General features: G+C 47.5%; 14 protein-coding genes and 1 other RNA gene. 10 read left to right on the top strand and 5 right to left on the bottom strand.

Annotated features, from left to right (window positions below; genetic code table 11):
* Positions 1–5 precede the first annotated feature (5 nt).
* The 3 genes from ACTF7Q_RS03125 to ssrA all read right to left on the bottom strand — a co-directional run bounded on the left by ACTF7Q_RS03125 (position 6) and on the right by ssrA (position 2,631).
* Positions 6–1,613, bottom strand: a complete 1,608-nt coding sequence (locus ACTF7Q_RS03125) for a fumarate hydratase (protein ID WP_438996392.1) — start codon at positions 1,611–1,613, stop codon at positions 6–8.
* Between the two features lie 72 nt (positions 1,614–1,685).
* Positions 1,686–2,177: an SspB family protein gene (locus ACTF7Q_RS03130; RefSeq protein WP_438996393.1), complete on the bottom strand. Its 492-nt coding sequence runs from the start codon at positions 2,175–2,177 to the stop codon at positions 1,686–1,688.
* 68 nt (positions 2,178–2,245) lie between these two features.
* Positions 2,246–2,631: a transfer-messenger RNA gene (gene ssrA, locus ACTF7Q_RS03135) on the bottom strand.
* Positions 2,632–2,745: 114 nt separating this feature from the next.
* Between ssrA and ACTF7Q_RS03140 the strand changes: the two genes are divergently transcribed.
* Positions 2,746–3,540: a thymidylate synthase gene (locus ACTF7Q_RS03140; RefSeq protein ID WP_438996394.1), complete on the top strand. Its 795-nt coding sequence runs from the start codon at positions 2,746–2,748 to the stop codon at positions 3,538–3,540.
* A gap of 8 nt (positions 3,541–3,548) precedes the next feature.
* Positions 3,549–4,115, top strand: coding sequence for a dihydrofolate reductase (locus tag ACTF7Q_RS03145; protein WP_438996395.1), 567 nt, complete (start codon positions 3,549–3,551; stop codon positions 4,113–4,115).
* 11 nt (positions 4,116–4,126) lie between these two features.
* Here the strand turns inward: ACTF7Q_RS03145 and ACTF7Q_RS03150 are convergent, their stop codons facing one another.
* Positions 4,127–5,224, bottom strand: coding sequence for an Mrp/NBP35 family ATP-binding protein (locus ACTF7Q_RS03150; RefSeq protein WP_438996396.1), 1,098 nt, complete (start codon positions 5,222–5,224; stop codon positions 4,127–4,129).
* 178 nt (positions 5,225–5,402) lie between these two features.
* On the opposite strand from ACTF7Q_RS03150, the gene hflK reads away from it, so the two are divergent.
* The 3 genes from hflK (at position 5,403) to ACTF7Q_RS03165 (ending at position 9,059) form a co-directional block, all read left to right on the top strand.
* Entirely contained in the window at positions 5,403–6,530 is a 1,128-nt protein-coding gene (gene hflK, locus ACTF7Q_RS03155) for an FtsH protease activity modulator HflK (RefSeq protein ID WP_438996397.1), read from the top strand.
* A gap of 1 nt (position 6,531) precedes the next feature.
* Positions 6,532–7,419, top strand: coding sequence for a protease modulator HflC (gene hflC / locus ACTF7Q_RS03160; protein WP_438996398.1), 888 nt, complete (start codon positions 6,532–6,534; stop codon positions 7,417–7,419).
* 152 nt (positions 7,420–7,571) lie between these two features.
* On the top strand, positions 7,572–9,059 hold the full coding sequence (locus ACTF7Q_RS03165; protein ID WP_438996399.1) for a DegQ family serine endoprotease: 1,488 nt from the start codon (positions 7,572–7,574) through the stop codon (positions 9,057–9,059).
* Between the two features lie 78 nt (positions 9,060–9,137).
* Here ACTF7Q_RS03165 and serB read toward each other — a convergent pair whose 3' ends face one another.
* Positions 9,138–10,034, bottom strand: coding sequence for a phosphoserine phosphatase SerB (gene serB / locus ACTF7Q_RS03170; RefSeq protein ID WP_438996400.1), 897 nt, complete (start codon positions 10,032–10,034; stop codon positions 9,138–9,140).
* A gap of 102 nt (positions 10,035–10,136) precedes the next feature.
* Between serB and miaA the strand changes: the two genes are divergently transcribed.
* The 5 genes from miaA to ACTF7Q_RS03195 form a co-directional block, all read left to right on the top strand.
* Positions 10,137–11,069 carry a tRNA (adenosine(37)-N6)-dimethylallyltransferase MiaA gene (gene miaA / locus ACTF7Q_RS03175; protein WP_438996401.1) on the top strand — a complete coding sequence of 311 codons (933 nt, stop codon included), beginning with the start codon at positions 10,137–10,139 and terminating at the stop codon, positions 11,067–11,069.
* Between the two features lie 190 nt (positions 11,070–11,259).
* Positions 11,260–13,080: an acetolactate synthase 3 large subunit gene (locus ACTF7Q_RS03180; RefSeq protein WP_438996402.1), complete on the top strand. Its 1,821-nt coding sequence runs from the start codon at positions 11,260–11,262 to the stop codon at positions 13,078–13,080.
* 34 nt (positions 13,081–13,114) lie between these two features.
* Entirely contained in the window at positions 13,115–13,639 is a 525-nt protein-coding gene (gene ilvN, locus ACTF7Q_RS03185) for an acetolactate synthase small subunit (protein WP_438996403.1), read from the top strand.
* A gap of 87 nt (positions 13,640–13,726) precedes the next feature.
* Entirely contained in the window at positions 13,727–14,746 is a 1,020-nt protein-coding gene (gene ilvC, locus ACTF7Q_RS03190) for a ketol-acid reductoisomerase (RefSeq protein ID WP_438996404.1), read from the top strand.
* Positions 14,747–14,861: 115 nt separating this feature from the next.
* Positions 14,862–15,748, top strand: an 887-nt coding sequence (locus ACTF7Q_RS03195; protein WP_438996405.1) for a rod shape-determining protein, incomplete at its 3' end; no start/stop codon positions are given.

Raw genomic sequence — 15,748 nt, forward strand, 5'->3', positions numbered from 1 at the left:
ACGCATTAGTCGATATCGAAAAAGTCATTGCCTTTATCATCAGTGATAATGAAAGCTGGGAAGTTTTCGACTTCAATCCGCCATACGGCTTCCATACCTAGTTCAGGATATTCCAGAACTTCAACCTTTTTGATCGATTCAAGGGCGAGTTTGGCCGCAGCACCGCCAATAGAGCCAAGATAAAAACCACCATATTTTTTACAGGCTTCGCGCACCTGACGTGACCGGTTGCCTTTTGCAAGCATCACCATAGAGCCACCAGCTTTCTGGAACGTCTCGACATAGGAATCCATGCGTCCTGCGGTGGTTGGCCCGAATGATCCCGAAGGCATGCCAGCTGGCGTTTTAGCCGGTCCGGCATAATAGACAGGATGGTTTTTAATATAGTCTGGTAATGTGCCGTCTTCGTTTAAGCGCTCAAGCAATTTTGCATGCGCAATATCACGGGCAACAATCAACGGGCCTGTGAGTGATAAGCGCGTTTCAACCGGATGTTTGGATAAGCTTGCCAGAATGTCTGCCATTGGTTGGTTCAGATCTATCGTGACAACATCAGTTGCGGCATCCATTTCGACATCAGGTAAAAACTTTGCAGGATCCCGTTCAAGCTTTTCGATAAACAGACCATCTGCATTGATCTTTGCTAGTGCTTGGCGATCAGCCGAGCAGGAAACGCCAATACCAATCGGACAGGATGCTCCATGCCGCGGCAAGCGAATGACCCGCACATCATGACAGTAATATTTGCCGCCAAACTGGGCACCAATGCCCAGCTCGCGTGTGATGTTCAGGATTTCTGCTTCCCATTCTGTATCACGCCAAGCATGGCCAAGATCATTGCCGGATGTGGGTAGGGCGTCTAAAGAACGGATTGACGCCATTTTAACAGTTTTCATTGTCAATTCAGCAGACGTGCCGCCAATCACAACAGCCAGATGATAGGGTGGACAGGCCGATGTGCCTAATTCCAATATCGCGGTGCGGATAAATTCGCGCAGGCTGTCAGGATTCAAAACAGCTTTGGTTTTCTGGTGCAGGAATGTTTTATTCGCTGAACCACCACCTTTTTGAATGAAGGCAAATTTATATTCCAGCCCTTTGCCAGCACTTATATCGATCTGCGCTGGCAGATTTGTGGCCGTATTGCTTTCTTCAAACATGCTATGTGCAGTTAGTTGTGAGTAGCGCAAATTACTAGTTTGATAGGTATTATAAATGCCGCGTGACAAAGCTTCGCCATCGTCACCATCAACCAGAACGTGATCACCACGATAACCGCTGACAATGGCTGTGCCGGTATCCTGACACATTGGCAAAAGGCCATCTGCCGCTACAACAGCATTTTTTAACATCTCAAGGGCGACAAAGCGATCATTCCGACTGGCTTCGGGATCATCTAGAATGGCGGCAAGCTGACCAAGATGACTGCTCCGTAATAAATGCGAGATATCACGCATGGCATGTTCGGCTAAAAGGGTAAGCGCCGCCGGATCAACGCGGAGGAAGGTGTCACCGTCAAGTTCCACCAGCTTTACATGTTCCGTAGAAATACATTCATATTCTGTGTCATCAGTACCCACTGGAAACATTGGGCTATAAGCGAAATCAGCCATTATCTACATCCTGAATGATAAATAGTTACATTGTTGCCATCGGAACAATAAAAACAATAAACAGAATTTTGTTTAGTTGGGACGGTTTCTGAATGTGTCCAGCGACACCACGTCAGCGGTGGTTTCTTCGCTATTGTCAGCCTTGGCATCTGGCGAGGACAGGTCATCATCATCGAGACCTTCATTATCCTCGTCAAGTGTCCCGAATTGGAGGCCAAAACCGACAGACGGATCATTGAAACCCGTAACCGATGCAAATGGAACGATCATCGGTGAGGGTTTCCCGCCAAAAAACAAAGTGACGGAAAAACTGTCATCGTCAACTTCTAGATCAGCATATTGATGCTGAAGGACGATTGTCATGATGTCGGGGTGTTTGATTTTAAGATCATCAGCCAGTTCGACTCCCGGATAGTCGGTTTTGAAGCTGATATAGAAATGCGTGTCGCCCGGTAGGCCAGCTTTTTGAGCAATCAGCAAAGACCCGCGCACGACCGAACGTAATGCGTCTTCAACCAGAAGCTCATAGTTTAGACCGACATGCTGGCCGTCATCATTTTCCATATGTGGCGCCTTTTCGAATTGTTGAGGCCATAGTAAGCCGAGCTGTATTTGCGATCTACCCTAAATTAAGCGGAACGCTTCTGTTGCCAGGTGCGCCCCAAACCCCGCCAGACTGAGCTCAATCAATCTGGACTTAAGATCGGTTACTCCCGCTGCCTTAGGCTGCGATTGCTACCGGAGCAGTGTTGTCATTTGCAACTACTACATGGCCCGATAACGGTGGGTACCATACCGAACGAAAATACTGCCTTTACTACATGCGTCGATCCTATTTCGCCCCCATGCTATCAGCTCTGATTGACCCAATTTTATAAAACCAAAGGGGTGAGCTGATATGGTGGAGGCGCCGGGTACCGCCCCCGGGTCCGCTCTGCTTATTACACAGCACGTTTATCGCCATAGCTGGTAAACCAGCATTATCAATATAGGGCTAATAGTCACGCAATGGAAGCTAAGTTTTGCTATAGCATGCTATTGGTTATAAAGCGCTTGCCCCTTGTTGGGTGAACATGGCACTTTATCAAGCAAGCCGCTATACCTTCTGCACCAAATTAAGGGATGTTTATTGATGCAACAATATCTTGACCTGCTTGCCCGCGTTATAGATGAAGGTATTGATCGTGATGATCGTACGGGGACAGGCACAAGAGCTGTTTTTGGTCATCAGATGCGATTCGATCTTGCCGATGGCTTTCCTCTTCTGACCACCAAAAAGCTTCATCTAAAGTCTATTATCCATGAATTGCTTTGGTTCATTAGTGGTGATACCAATATCCGCTATTTGCAGGAAAATGGCGTTTCGATCTGGGATGAGTGGGCGGATGAGAATGGTGATCTTGGACCTGTCTATGGCCAGCAATGGCGACGCTGGAAAACGCCTGATGGTGCTGAAATTGACCAGCTTGCCGAATTGATTCGCATGATACGCGAAACACCAACGTCACGTCGTCTGATGTTGTCTGCATGGAATCCGGCGGATATTCCGAACATGGCTCTACCGCCCTGTCATTGTTTGTTTCAGTTTCAAGTGGCTGATGGGCGATTATCTTGCCAACTCTATCAACGAAGCGCTGATATTTTTCTGGGCGTTCCATTTAATATTGCGTCCTATGCCTTGCTAACACATATGATCGCAGTGATTTGCGATCTGCAAGCCGGTACATTTGTACATACATTGGGTGATGCGCATATCTATGCGAACCATTTTGATCAGGCGCGTTTGCAATTGACCCGGTCTCCGGGCGCATTACCAAAGCTGCATATTCATAATCGCCCAAAAGATATTGATGGCTTTAAGTTTGAAGACTTTGAAATTGTTGATTATCACGCGCAGGCGCATATTTCCGCGCCGATTGCCGTTTAGGAGTTTGCATGTCTGAAACTATCATTTCATCTATCCAGATGACGGCTGTTGTGGCGATGGCCAAAAACCGCATCATTGGTGATGGTAAAGGTCTGTTATGGCATTTGCGCGACGATTTGAAGCGCGTTAAGGCACTGACTATGGGATGTCCGCTGATAATGGGGCGTAAAACTTGGGATTCGATTGGCCGGCCTTTGCCTGGGCGTGCGAGTATCGTTATGACACGTGATCCAGATTGGGCCGCCGAGGGTGCGCATAGGGTTGCTGATATGTCTGCGGCTATCGCTGCTTCAATCGACTGGATCAACGCCAATGAAGACGCCAAGCCCAACATCATTCTATTTGGTGGTGGCGAGATTTATCGACAAGGATTGGACTATTGCACTCGTATTGAAATGACAGTCGTTGATCTGCTACCGGATGGCGGCGCAGAGCCAGCCTATTTCCCCGACTTTGATTTGGCTGACTGGCACCAAACCATTGAAGCGGACATGCAGGCCGATGCTGAGTCTCCAGCATTTCAATATCAGACATTAACGCGTCCAGTCGCACCCCGCCAGCTTACAACAGCATAATCGATTATAATCTATTCGAAAATAATCTGCGGGGCTGCGGCCTTGCCTATATCAAGGGCATCCAGAACGCCGGCGGCAATCTGGCGGTAATGCGCGGCATGTGGACTGTCCGGTGCGCTGGCAACAATGGGTTTGCCAGCATCCGAGGTTTCGCGGATAACCATCTCCAATGGCACTTCGCCAAGGAAAGGTACGCCAAGTTTTTTAGCTTCAGCCGCGGCACCTCCATGGCCAAAAATATTGTGGCGGCTACCACAATCCGGACAGCTAAAGAAGCTCATATTTTCCACAATACCCAAAAGTGGAACATTCACCTTTTTAAACATATTCAATCCCTTGCGGGCATCAATTAAAGCAAGATCTTGAGGTGTGGACACGATAACCGCACCTGCAAGTGTAGCGCGCTGCGACAGTGAAAGTTGGGCATCGCCAGTGCCAGGTGGCATGTCAATGACCAGAATATCAAGGCCATTCCACGCCACGTCACGAAGCATCTGTTCCAGCGCGCTCATCACCATAGGGCCACGCCAAATTGTTGGTGTTTCTTCGGCTACAAGATAGCCAATGGACATGGTTTGCAAACCCCATACCTCAATAGGTTTGATTTTTTTGCCTTCGCTTTCGGGCTTGCGGTTTTCCCCGATCAGGCGCGGCAAAGACGGGCCATAAATATCGGCATCCAGAATGCCAACCTTCTTGCCTGTTTCAGCCAAAGCTAACGCTAAATTTATTGCTGTTGTTGATTTGCCAACACCGCCTTTACCTGACGCAACAGCAATAACATGCGTTGCAGGTTGCAATGTTCCGTGATCCCCCTGTGGAGGGCTTTGTGGTGCCGTTTGTTGCGTTGGGGCGGCCTGATGTGCTGTTAATAAAGCGGTTGCAGATAAAACGCCATCAAGTGCCAGAACAGCCTTTTCAGCAGCCCGTTTCAAGGGTTCCGCAGCGTCTTTGTCCTTTGGATCGATTTCGATTGAAAATCCAACATGGCCGTCTTTAATAACGATTCCCGAAACCGCGCCAGCGGTGACAATGTCAGTGTCTGCACCGGACGCTGTTATCTTTGACAGCGCGTCTCGTATTTTTATATCATTCAATTCGTTTGCCATGCTTGAAAATAACCGTTCCCATACAAATATGTTGTCTATTGATTGGTGACATATGCCTTTGTTTAGCTATTTACAAGCTAAACAGTGTAAATGCTACCAAGCTAACTATAGTTTATTAGGCATTAAAGCCCGATTAGCTTATAGTCGGCGTGAATTTTGGAAACGGAGTAAGAATATTATGCCATGGAATAATCAAGGCAATGATAGCGGCGGACCTTGGGGACAAGGCGGCGGCAGTGGTGGAAATAATGGCGGCGGCAGCAGCCCTTGGGGACAAGGCGGTGGCGGTGGCGGAAAACCCCCACAAGACATAGACGAATTGGTGCAACAAGGTCGTGATGCCTTGCGCAAGGTTATTCCGGGGGGCGGATCTTCCGGACGCTCGTTTATCCTTCTTCTTATCATTTTTGCAGGTATTTGGGCGGCAACTGGTTTTTACCGCGTTAACCCGCAACAGCAGGGTGTGGTTTTGCGCTTTGGTGAATTTATTCGCACCACAGCACCGGGCTTGCACTATCATATACCGTTTCCGGTTGAATCTGTTCTGACCCCAGAGGTCACACGTGACAATCGTATCGAGATTGGTTTCCGTGATGTTGGTGGCAGTAGCTCGTCGCGTCGTGATATTGCTGATGAAAGCCAGATGATTACCGGTGATGAAAATATTGTCGATATTGATTTTGTGGTTTTCTGGCGCGTGTCAGATGCTGGTCAGTATTTGTTCAATCTTGCTGAACCCGATGATACAATCAAAGTAGCCGCCGAAGCGGTCATGCGTGAAATCATTGGCAGAACGACGATCCAAACAGTACTAACTGAGGGACGTCAAGAAATTCAGGTGCAGGCACGTCAGCAATTACAGGATTTGCTTAATGAATATGGTGCTGGTGTACGTGTACGTGATGTGCAGCTTCTTGCGGTTGATCCGCCAGGAGACGTCATTGATGCCTTCAACGAAGTTCAGCGGGCCAGGCAAGACCGTGACAAGCTGAAAAACCAAGCAGATGCGTTCAGAAATGATATCGTGCCACGGGCAAGAGGTGAAGCAGCGCAATTGGTTGCAGAAGCGCAGGCCTATGAGGCCGAAGTTGTCAATCGCGCAACAGGTGACGCATCAAGATTTGATCAGGTTTACAAAGCCTATCTGGAGAATAAAGACGTGACCAAAGAGCGCATATATATCGAAACGATTGAGGAAATTTTTAGCAATGTTGACAAGATCATCATTGATGAAAATGCCTCTGGCAACGGCGTGGTGCCGTATTTGCCACTAAATGAATTAAACAAAAAATCAGGGGGCAACTAAAATGGCATCTCTACGTTTTATAAGCCTCACAATATTAGGTGTGTTGGGTATCGTTGCCTACGGATCGCTTTTTACGGTTGATCAAACTCAGCAAGCACTTGTCATTCAGTTTGGTGATCCAAAGCGAACCATCCAAGAGCCAGGTCTTAATTTCAAACTTCCTTTCATTCAGGACGTGGTCTATTACGAAAAGCGTGTGTTGAGTTTGATACCGCAGGATGCTGAAGAAGTTATTCTATCGGATCAAAAGCGTTTGCAAGTTGACGCTTACGCCCGTTATCAAATTCAAGATCCATTGCTGTTCTTCCAGACTGTGCGGAACGAATTGGGTGCGCGTGGTCGCCTTGAGGCCATCATTGACTCATCTGTTCGCCGGGCTCTTGGCCGCGAAACTTTAGGCTCTATTCTGACAGGTCAGCGAAATGATATCACCAGATCTATTGGTGACGAGGTGAACCAGTCTGTGTCCTCTCTTGGTATCAAGATTATCGATGTGCGGCTGCGCCGGGCTGATTATCCAGAAGCGACAAGCCAGAACATCTTTAACCGGATGAAGTCTGAGCGTGAACGTGAAGCCAAAGAATTCCGTGCTACAGGTGAAGAGGAAGCCCAGAAAATTCGGGCTGATGCCGAAAAGACTCGTACGGTGATTATTTCTGAAGCAAAGCGTGAAGCCCAGGAAACACGCGGTGCCGGAGATAGTAAAGCAATCCGCATTTATGCTGATAGCTTTGGCCAGGATGCAGACTTCTTTGCTTTCTATCGGTCAATGGAAGCGTATCGTAATTCGATGACGGATAGCGATACATCAATGGTCATATCACCAACAAGTAGCTTTTTCCGGTTCTTCAAGGACAAGAATGGTCTGACTGGTTCGTCAGCAAACTAAGTTTTCTTAACATCATGTTGCCATTTTTTGGTCATCATGTGTGCCTAGTTTAACGGTTAAAGCCTTTATATGTGGGTTAATCCTGATTGTATGGGGATGTCGGTAAGATGTCCTCATCAATCGATGGGGGATTTATTAAGGAGATATCAAGAATGTTAGTCAATTTGGTGCGGTTGTTGGCACATGCAGGTGTTAACCATGTGAAACCTGGTGTAGCGGTATTTGTCGTCATGTTTATGTCTGTCAACTTTGCTGGAGGAATTGCAGGCGCCAGTGAACGACCAGATAGTTTTGCAGATCAGGTTGAGCGTTTGTCCCCAGCGGTGGTCAATATTTCGACCACGACCATTGTTAATGATGGTCAGCGCATGGAAATGCCTCAATTTCCGCCGGGATCACCTTTTGAAGAATTTTTCAAAAATTTTGGTGATAATAATCGTCAAAGACGTGCCCAGTCATTAGGGTCAGGCTTTATCATTGATGATGCAGGTATCGTTGTTACCAACCATCATGTTATCGAAAATGCCGAAGAGATTCGGGTCATTTTAGCTGATGAAACCAGCTTTACGGCAAAAGTGCTAGGTCAGGACAAGAAGACCGATATTGCAGTCTTGAAAATCGATCCTGGCGATACAAAGCTTGTATCAGTCAAATTCGGTGACTCGGATGCCTTGCGTGTTGGTGATTGGGTGTTGGCAATTGGTAATCCGTTTGGCCTTGGTGGGACAGTGACAGCAGGTATTGTCTCGGCGCGTGGTCGTGATATTGGCAATGGTCCATATGATGATTTCATTCAGACTGATGCTTCGATCAACCGTGGAAATTCCGGTGGTCCACTTTTCAATGTTGAAGGTGAAGTGATTGGCATAAATACGGCTATTTTCTCTCAATCGGGTGGATCGGTTGGTATCGGCTTTGCTATTTCGTCGAATTTGGCAAGCCGGGTTGCTGGCCAGCTTTCCGAATTTGGAAAGACACGCCGCGGTTGGCTAGGTGTATTCATTCAAGAAGTGACGACAGATATTGCCGAATCCTTGGGTCTTGAAGAAGCTGTAGGTGCTTTAGTGTCAACGGTGAATGAAAACAGCCCTGCCTTTCTTGCGGGTGTTGAGCCGGGTGATGTGATCTTGAAATTTGACGGCAAGGCTATTGAGCGTATGCGTGATCTACCACGCATTGTTGCTGAAACCGATATAGGCTCGAAAGTTAAGGTTGAATTGTTCCGACAAGGCAAGAAGATGACTGTCACGGTGGAATTGGGCGAACTTGAAAAAGCCGAGCTTGTTGGACTTGTTGACAGTGATTCAAACTCCGGACCGGGAAATAAACAGAGCTTTGGCAGTCTCGGCATGTCAGTTCAGGATCTTGATGCTAAACTTGCTGAAGAACTGGAGATTGATCCTGAGTTGACCGGCGTTGTTGTTGTTGAGGTGCTGCCAGGAAGTCCGGCCGCAGATAAGGGTCTTGCCCCAGGTGATATCATTCGGCGTTATGGTCAACGTCGTGTTGAAAACGCGCTTGGTTTGGCTAAAGATATTAAGGCCGCAGAAAATGGCGGCAAGTCAGGAATCCTGATACTGGTTGAACGTGATGGCCGTGAACGATTTGTCCAGATTGGTTTTGCTGAAAAGGCAGAATAATCTGTTTCCTCAAAAATCAACAAAAGGGCGCTGTAGTGGCGCCCTTTTAATGTTGTGGTTTGCGATATTTATCTGGCTTCAAGAAACAAATTCGCTGTCACTATAGCCTTGCAAATACAGCAATCCGGTTAGGTCAGTATGGTTGAGTTGCAAGTCTATATGCTTGCGAAGTAACGGTTTGCCTTGAAAGGCCACGCCTAAGTCAGCGGCCTTTAACATTGCAAGATCATTAGCACCATCACCGATTGTGGCGGCATCAGCCATAGTCAGGTCATGGGTAGCGCAATATTGCGCCAGATAGCTTGCCTTTGCGTCACGGTCTAGAATGGGCTTTCTGACGGTGCCTTCAATCAGGCCAGACGATATATTCATATGATTGGCGTGATTATCATGAAACCCGCACATATCAGCGATATATGATGTGGCAAAGTCAAACCCGCCAGATACAAGATAGCAAAAGGCACCATTAGCGCGCATGGTTTTAACAAGCGCAACTGCACCAGCGGTGAGTGTCATTTCATCAAGCAGCTGATCAAAGAGCGATACTGGTTTGCCAGCAAGCATCGCGACACGGGCATCGACAGCGTCTTCAAAATCCATCTGACCTGCCATTGATTGTGCGGTGATATGCGCGATGTCGTCGCCAAGCCCGGCGAGCCGTGCTAAATCATCAAGCGATTCTGAATTAATGATCGTACTATCCATGTCGGCAATCAACAGACGTTTGCGCCGATTTTCAGCAGGGACAATATTAATATCTATGCTTAGGTCATCCGCAACTGCCCGAAGTTTGCCGACATCAAATTCTTTGTCATTTGCCACAATTGTTTCGGCCGCAGAACCCCTGGCTAGCCATGATGCTTCGCTCACGATATCAATGTCTGGTTCTGTGGCTAATAGAGGCGCAATCCAGTCGGCAGCGCGTGCTGGTGCGGTCGTCGCCTTGCTGGTAGAGAAAATAAGGGCATCATTCATGACAAGCCTTTGTTTGGATCAGTGTTTTTCATTTATCACCAAGATATGCTGGGATGTATCACGACACTGCAAAATATGCCATAAGGTGCTGGGGTAAAATTTATGATTAAGCATTATATTATGATTGCAGGGCCAACCGCTTCGGGCAAGTCCAAGCTCGCTATTGAGATGGCGCATCGGACAGATGGTGTCATTATAAATGCAGACTCAATGCAACTTTACCAAGATCTTGCGGTTGTTACAGCGCGCCCATCAGACGCAGACATGGCACGGGCACCGCATCGGCTTTACGGCGTGCTTGATGGCAATGTAAGAGCCTCAGTGGCGATGTGGCTGGATATGGCCGCTACCGAAATGAGAGGTGCATGGCAAGTCGGAAAAACACCAATTATCATCGGTGGAACGGGCATGTATCTTAATGCTGGCCTGTGCGGGTTAGCGTCAATTCCCGAGGTGCCACGTGCGGTTCATGAGAATGCTGTCACGCTTCATGCCGATATAGGGGGAGCTGAATTTCGCCAGGTATTGGCGGCATTAGACCCGATAACAGCTGAGCGCCTAAATGATGGCGATACGCAACGGCTTATTCGCGCCATGGGGGTTATTCAGGCGACAGGCCGTCCGATCAGTGCATGGCAGCAAGACCCACATGAGGGGGCGTTTGAGGGCATAGCGACGACCATTAAGATACTGCCAGCTCGTGATATTCTTTACCAACGGATAAATACGCGTTTTGATATGATGATTGAGGCAGGGGCGCTTGATGAGGTTCAAAGGCTGATTGCGCGTGACCTTGATCCGGGTTTGCCAGTGATGAAAGCGCTTGGGGTTAGGCAATTATCGGCATATCTGGCTGGAGATGTTGATAAAGCCGAGGCTGTTCGTCAGGCGAAGCAGGATAGTCGGCATTATGCAAAACGTCAGATGACGTGGCTTAGAAATAATTTTAATGCGAAATTTGAGATGAATGAGAAATATTCGGAAAGTTTTTTTGAGAATATCTTTAACAATCTTCGCGAAAATAGGTTGACCTAGCGTTAAAAAACTGGCACCTATCAATAAAGAAAGAGCTGAATCACATTGGATTTCTTGAAGAAAAATAAAAGAGTTTAAAAATAAATTGTCTAAATCATGATTTAGCGTCGATATAATAGGCTAAATTTGTTTCACGCTGCCTTAAATGGCAGCTTTGTTTGTTTGATAGATATCACTAAAGGAAAAAATGATGGCTAAGTCATCCCCTGGGAATAGCCCTAAATCTACCGAAGCCCCTACACAAGCTATGGCTGGTGCTGAAATTTTGCTCAAGACACTCGAAGATGAGGGTGTTGAAGTGATTTTTGGCTATCCGGGCGGGGCGGTTCTACCTATTTATGATGCTTTGTTTAAAAATAATAAGATACGCCACATACTTGTGCGCCACGAGCAGGCCGCTGTGCATGCTGCTGAAGGTTACGCACGTTCAACTGGCAAAGTAGGTGTTGTATTGGTGACATCTGGTCCGGGGGCAACAAATGCCGTTACCGGTTTGACCGATGCCTTGATGGACTCGGTGCCCGTCGTCTGTCTGACAGGCCAGGTGCCAACGCATCTCATTGGTAATGATGCGTTTCAGGAAGCCGATACAACGGGTATCACGCGTGCTTGTACAAAGCATAATTACCTGGTCAAAGATGGGACTAAACTTCAGCATACCGTTATTGAAGCCTTTCATGTCGCTAGTACCGGGCGTCCAGGGCCGGTATTGATTGATCTGCCAAAAGACATTTTGATGGGCGAATATGGCTATCATGACACATCTGTAGATGATGCTGTTGTTTCGAAGGCACGCGGACGTTATACGGTTACTACGCGGCCAGACAATGACGTTATCAAACAGGCTGTGGCGATGCTTAAGCGCGCGCGTCGTCCGATTATCTATGGTGGCGGTGGTATCATCAATTCAGGTCCAAAAGCGTCAAAACTATTGCATGAACTTGTGCATATGACGGGCTGGCCAACAACATTGACATTGATGGGGCTTGGCGCATTACCAGCATCTGATCCGCATTTTCTGGGCATGCTGGGTATGCACGGTACCTATGAAGCCAATCTGGCAATGCATGATTGCGATATTATGTTGAATGTCGGTGCGCGTTTTGACGATCGTGTCACAGGTCGCATTTCTGGCTTTGCCCCAAATTCGGAAAAAATCCATATTGATATCGATACATCATCAATCAACAAGAATGTTGCTGTCGATTTGGCTGTTATTGGTGATGCGACAGTGGTTTTGGAAATGTTGATCGCCGAGATGAAGGCGCAGTCATTCACACCACATGCTGACTCGCTTGCGTCATGGTGGAAGCAGATCAAAGGGTGGCAAGCGCGTAAATGCCTTGGGTTCGACCAATCAGGCGATATTATCAAGCCTCAGCATGCGATCAAACGTCTGTGTGAAATGACACGCAAACATGATGTATATGTGACTACCGAGGTTGGTCAGCATCAAATGTGGGCAGCACAATATTTCGATTTTGAAGCGCCTAACCGGTGGATGACATCGGGTGGTTTAGGCACCATGGGTTATGGATTACCATCAGCCATGGGGGTGCAGGTAGCCCATCCCGACGCGTTGGTGATTGATATTGCTGGTGAGGCGTCCTTCATGATGAATATGCAGGAACTATCTACGCTGGCGCAGTATAATTTGCCTGTGAAGATGTTCATCATCAATAATGAATGGATGGGTATGGTCAGGCAATGGCAGGAACTTATTCACGGTGGCCGTTATTCGGAATCATATAGTGAATCATTACCTGATTTTGTGAAGCTTGCGGATACCTTTGGTATGACAGGTCTTGTCGCGCAATCAGCGAATGAGCTTGATGATGTCATAACAGAAATGCTTGCGGTTGATGGACCAGTTATTGCCGACATTCGGGTAACGAAAGATGAAAATTGCTTCCCAATGATTCCATCAGGTGCGGCACATAACGAAATGTTGCTTGGTCCAGCTGATCAGGCTGAAAAGCCGATTTCTGAAGAAGGCATGGTGTTGGTCTAAACAACAAACAAGATCGCACCCTAAGGAGTTAAGCATGAAGATGACTGACGTGGTTGAACGCCACATAATTTCTGTATTAGTTGATAATGAGCCTGGCGTGCTGGCACGTGTCATTGGGCTATTTTCGGGACGAGGCTATAATATCGAGAGTTTGACTGTGTCCGAGGTGGATGTAGAGATTTCTATTTCGCGTATTTCTATAGTTACCAGCGGCACGCCCATGATCATTGAGCAGATAAAGGCGCAGCTATCGCGCCTTGTGCCAATCCACGATGTTTGCGATCTTACCGAGTCGACAGCCTTTATCGAGCGTGAACTTGCATTGGTGAAAATCATCAATAAAGGCGATGAACGAATAGAGGCTTTACGAATTGCCGACACTTTCCGTGCAAGAACACTAGACAGCACACTAGATAGTTTTGTATTTGAAGTAACAGGAAATTCATCGAAGGTTGGCGCTTTCATTGATCTGATGCGCTCACTTGGTGAAGTCGAGATTGCTCGTACAGGCGTATCGGCTATTTCGAGGGGTAATCTGGTCGATCTTTCGGCTCGATAGCTTAATATATAACCTAGTCACCATCATTATATGGTGCAGGCAAGCCTAGGCTTGCTTTTACGTTTTAGAACCAGGAGAAATTTATCAATGCGTGTCTATTATGATCGTGATGCCGATGTAGGGCTTATCAAAAAGAAAAAAGTCGTTATCGTAGGCTATGGAAGCCAGGGTCATGCCCATGCTGCTAATCTTAAAGATAGTGGTGTTGCGGACGTGGCGGTAGCGCTTCGTCCTGATTCTGCTACGCGGGCAAAAGCCAGCGAAGCTGGTTTTAAGGTTATGGATGTGCCAGAAGCTGCGGCATGGGCCGACGTCGTTATGATGCTGACTCCTGACGAATTGCAGGCGGACATCTATTCAGACGAAATTGCTGACAATATCCGTCCAGGTGCGGCGATTGCATTTGCACATGGCTTGAATGTGCATTTCAATCTGATTGAACCTCGTGGTGACATTGATGTAATGATGATTGCACCAAAAGGCCCAGGCCATACAGTGCGGTCAGAATATGCCAAAGGCGGCGGTGTTCCCTGTCTTTTGGCTGTTGATCAGGACGCATCAGGTAACGCGCATGCCATTGGCCTATCTTATGCGTCGGCTGTCGGTGGTGGTCGTTCAGGTATCATTGAGACAACTTTTCAGGAAGAGTGCGAAACTGATCTATTCGGTGAGCAGGTTGTCTTGTGTGGCGGCTTATGTGAACTTATCAAAGCTGGTTTTGAAACGCTGGTTGAAGCTGGTTATGCCCCAGAAATGGCCTATTTTGAGTGTTTGCATGAAGTGAAGCTGATTGTTGATTTGATTTATGAGGGCGGTATCGCAAACATGAATTACTCAATTTCAAATACGGCTGAATATGGCGAGTATGTCACAGGTCCGCGTATTGTAACCGAAGAGACCAAGGCTGAGATGAAACGTGTGCTTGAGGACATTCAATCAGGGCGCTTTACACGTGACTGGATGCTGGAAAACCGTGTCCGTCAGACCAGCTTTAAAGCAACACGCCGTCGCAATGCAGAGCATCCGATTGAGGAAGTTGGCGCGCGTTTGCGTGGCATGATGCCATGGATTGGTGCAAACCGTCTTGTTGATAAGGCAAAGAACTAGATTTCGCCGCATTTATCATCTACATCTATAAACAAATGGTGGCAAAGGGCGTATGTTCTTTGTCATGTAGGCTAAAGTTATTCATTGTGAGTAACTGTAATTCTGGAGACACCGAATGATTGGCTCGCTACTTGGATTGTTTTCGGCGGATATTGGTATTGATCTGGGTACTGCTAACACACTTGTTTATGTCAAGGGCAGAGGCGTAGTTCTGGATGAACCATCCGTTGTTGCCATGGCCGAAATAAGAGGCAAGACTCAGGTTTTAGCTGTCGGTGAAGAAGCAAAAGTGATGCTAGGCAAAACACCTGGTAACATTCGTGCGATCAGGCCAATGGCTGATGGTGTGATTGCTGATTTTGAAGTTGCTGAGGAAATGATCAAGCACTTTATACGCAAAGTAAATGGCCGCTTATCCTTTGCAAGTCCGCAGGTTATTATCTGTGTTCCATCTGGCTCCACAGCTGTTGAACGCCGCGCCATTCAGGAGTCAGCCGAGGCCGCAGGGGCGCGCCGTGTGTTTCTGATCGAAGAACCAATGGCAGCTGCTATTGGTGCCGCTTTGCCTGTGACCGAGCCATCTGGCTCTATGGTGGTTGATATTGGCGGTGGCACAACTGAGGTGGCCATTCTGTCACTTGGAAATATTGTATTTGCCCATTCGGTGCGTGTCGGTGGTGACAAAATTGACGAAGCGATTATTGCTTATATGCGCCGCACCCATAATCTGTTGATCGGTGAGGCAAGTGCCGAGCGTATCAAGAAAACAATTGGTATTGCCCGCAAGCCAGAAAAAAGCAGTGGTACAAAGATCGAGGTGCGTGGACGTGACCTTGTCAATGGTGTGCCAAAGGAAATCACGATTACCGAAGCTCAAGTTGCCGAGGCTATCTCAGATCCTGTTCGCCAGATTGTTGATGGCGTTAAAATGGCACTTGAACAGGCACCACCAGAACTTGCTGCCGATATTGTCGAAAAAGGCATTGTCATGACAGGTGGCGG

The organism is Puniceispirillum sp. (SeqCode) (assembly GCF_965657105.1).
Taxonomy (GTDB): domain Bacteria; phylum Pseudomonadota; class Alphaproteobacteria; order Puniceispirillales; family Puniceispirillaceae; genus Puniceispirillum.

What these genes read in the sequence shown, in the direction of transcription:
- ilvC (WP_438996404.1), top strand. Translation starts at nt 13,727, where the DNA reads ATGCGTGTCTATTATGATCGTGATGCCGATGTAGGGCTTATCAAAAAG.
- ACTF7Q_RS03130 (WP_438996393.1), bottom strand. Translation starts at nt 2,177, where the DNA reads ATGGAAAATGATGACGGCCAGCATGTCGGTCTAAACTATGAGCTTCTG.
- ACTF7Q_RS03125 (WP_438996392.1), bottom strand. Translation starts at nt 1,613, where the DNA reads ATGGCTGATTTCGCTTATAGCCCAATGTTTCCAGTGGGTACTGATGAC.
- ilvN (WP_438996403.1), top strand. Translation starts at nt 13,115, where the DNA reads ATGAAGATGACTGACGTGGTTGAACGCCACATAATTTCTGTATTAGTT.
- hflK (WP_438996397.1), top strand. Translation starts at nt 5,403, where the DNA reads ATGCCATGGAATAATCAAGGCAATGATAGCGGCGGACCTTGGGGACAA.
- miaA (WP_438996401.1), top strand. Translation starts at nt 10,137, where the DNA reads ATGATTAAGCATTATATTATGATTGCAGGGCCAACCGCTTCGGGCAAG.
- serB (WP_438996400.1), bottom strand. Translation starts at nt 10,034, where the DNA reads ATGAATGATGCCCTTATTTTCTCTACCAGCAAGGCGACGACCGCACCA.
- ACTF7Q_RS03150 (WP_438996396.1), bottom strand. Translation starts at nt 5,224, where the DNA reads ATGGCAAACGAATTGAATGATATAAAAATACGAGACGCGCTGTCAAAG.
- hflC (WP_438996398.1), top strand. Translation starts at nt 6,532, where the DNA reads ATGGCATCTCTACGTTTTATAAGCCTCACAATATTAGGTGTGTTGGGT.
- ACTF7Q_RS03165 (WP_438996399.1), top strand. Translation starts at nt 7,572, where the DNA reads ATGTTAGTCAATTTGGTGCGGTTGTTGGCACATGCAGGTGTTAACCAT.
- ACTF7Q_RS03140 (WP_438996394.1), top strand. Translation starts at nt 2,746, where the DNA reads ATGCAACAATATCTTGACCTGCTTGCCCGCGTTATAGATGAAGGTATT.
- ACTF7Q_RS03145 (WP_438996395.1), top strand. Translation starts at nt 3,549, where the DNA reads ATGTCTGAAACTATCATTTCATCTATCCAGATGACGGCTGTTGTGGCG.
- ACTF7Q_RS03180 (WP_438996402.1), top strand. Translation starts at nt 11,260, where the DNA reads ATGGCTAAGTCATCCCCTGGGAATAGCCCTAAATCTACCGAAGCCCCT.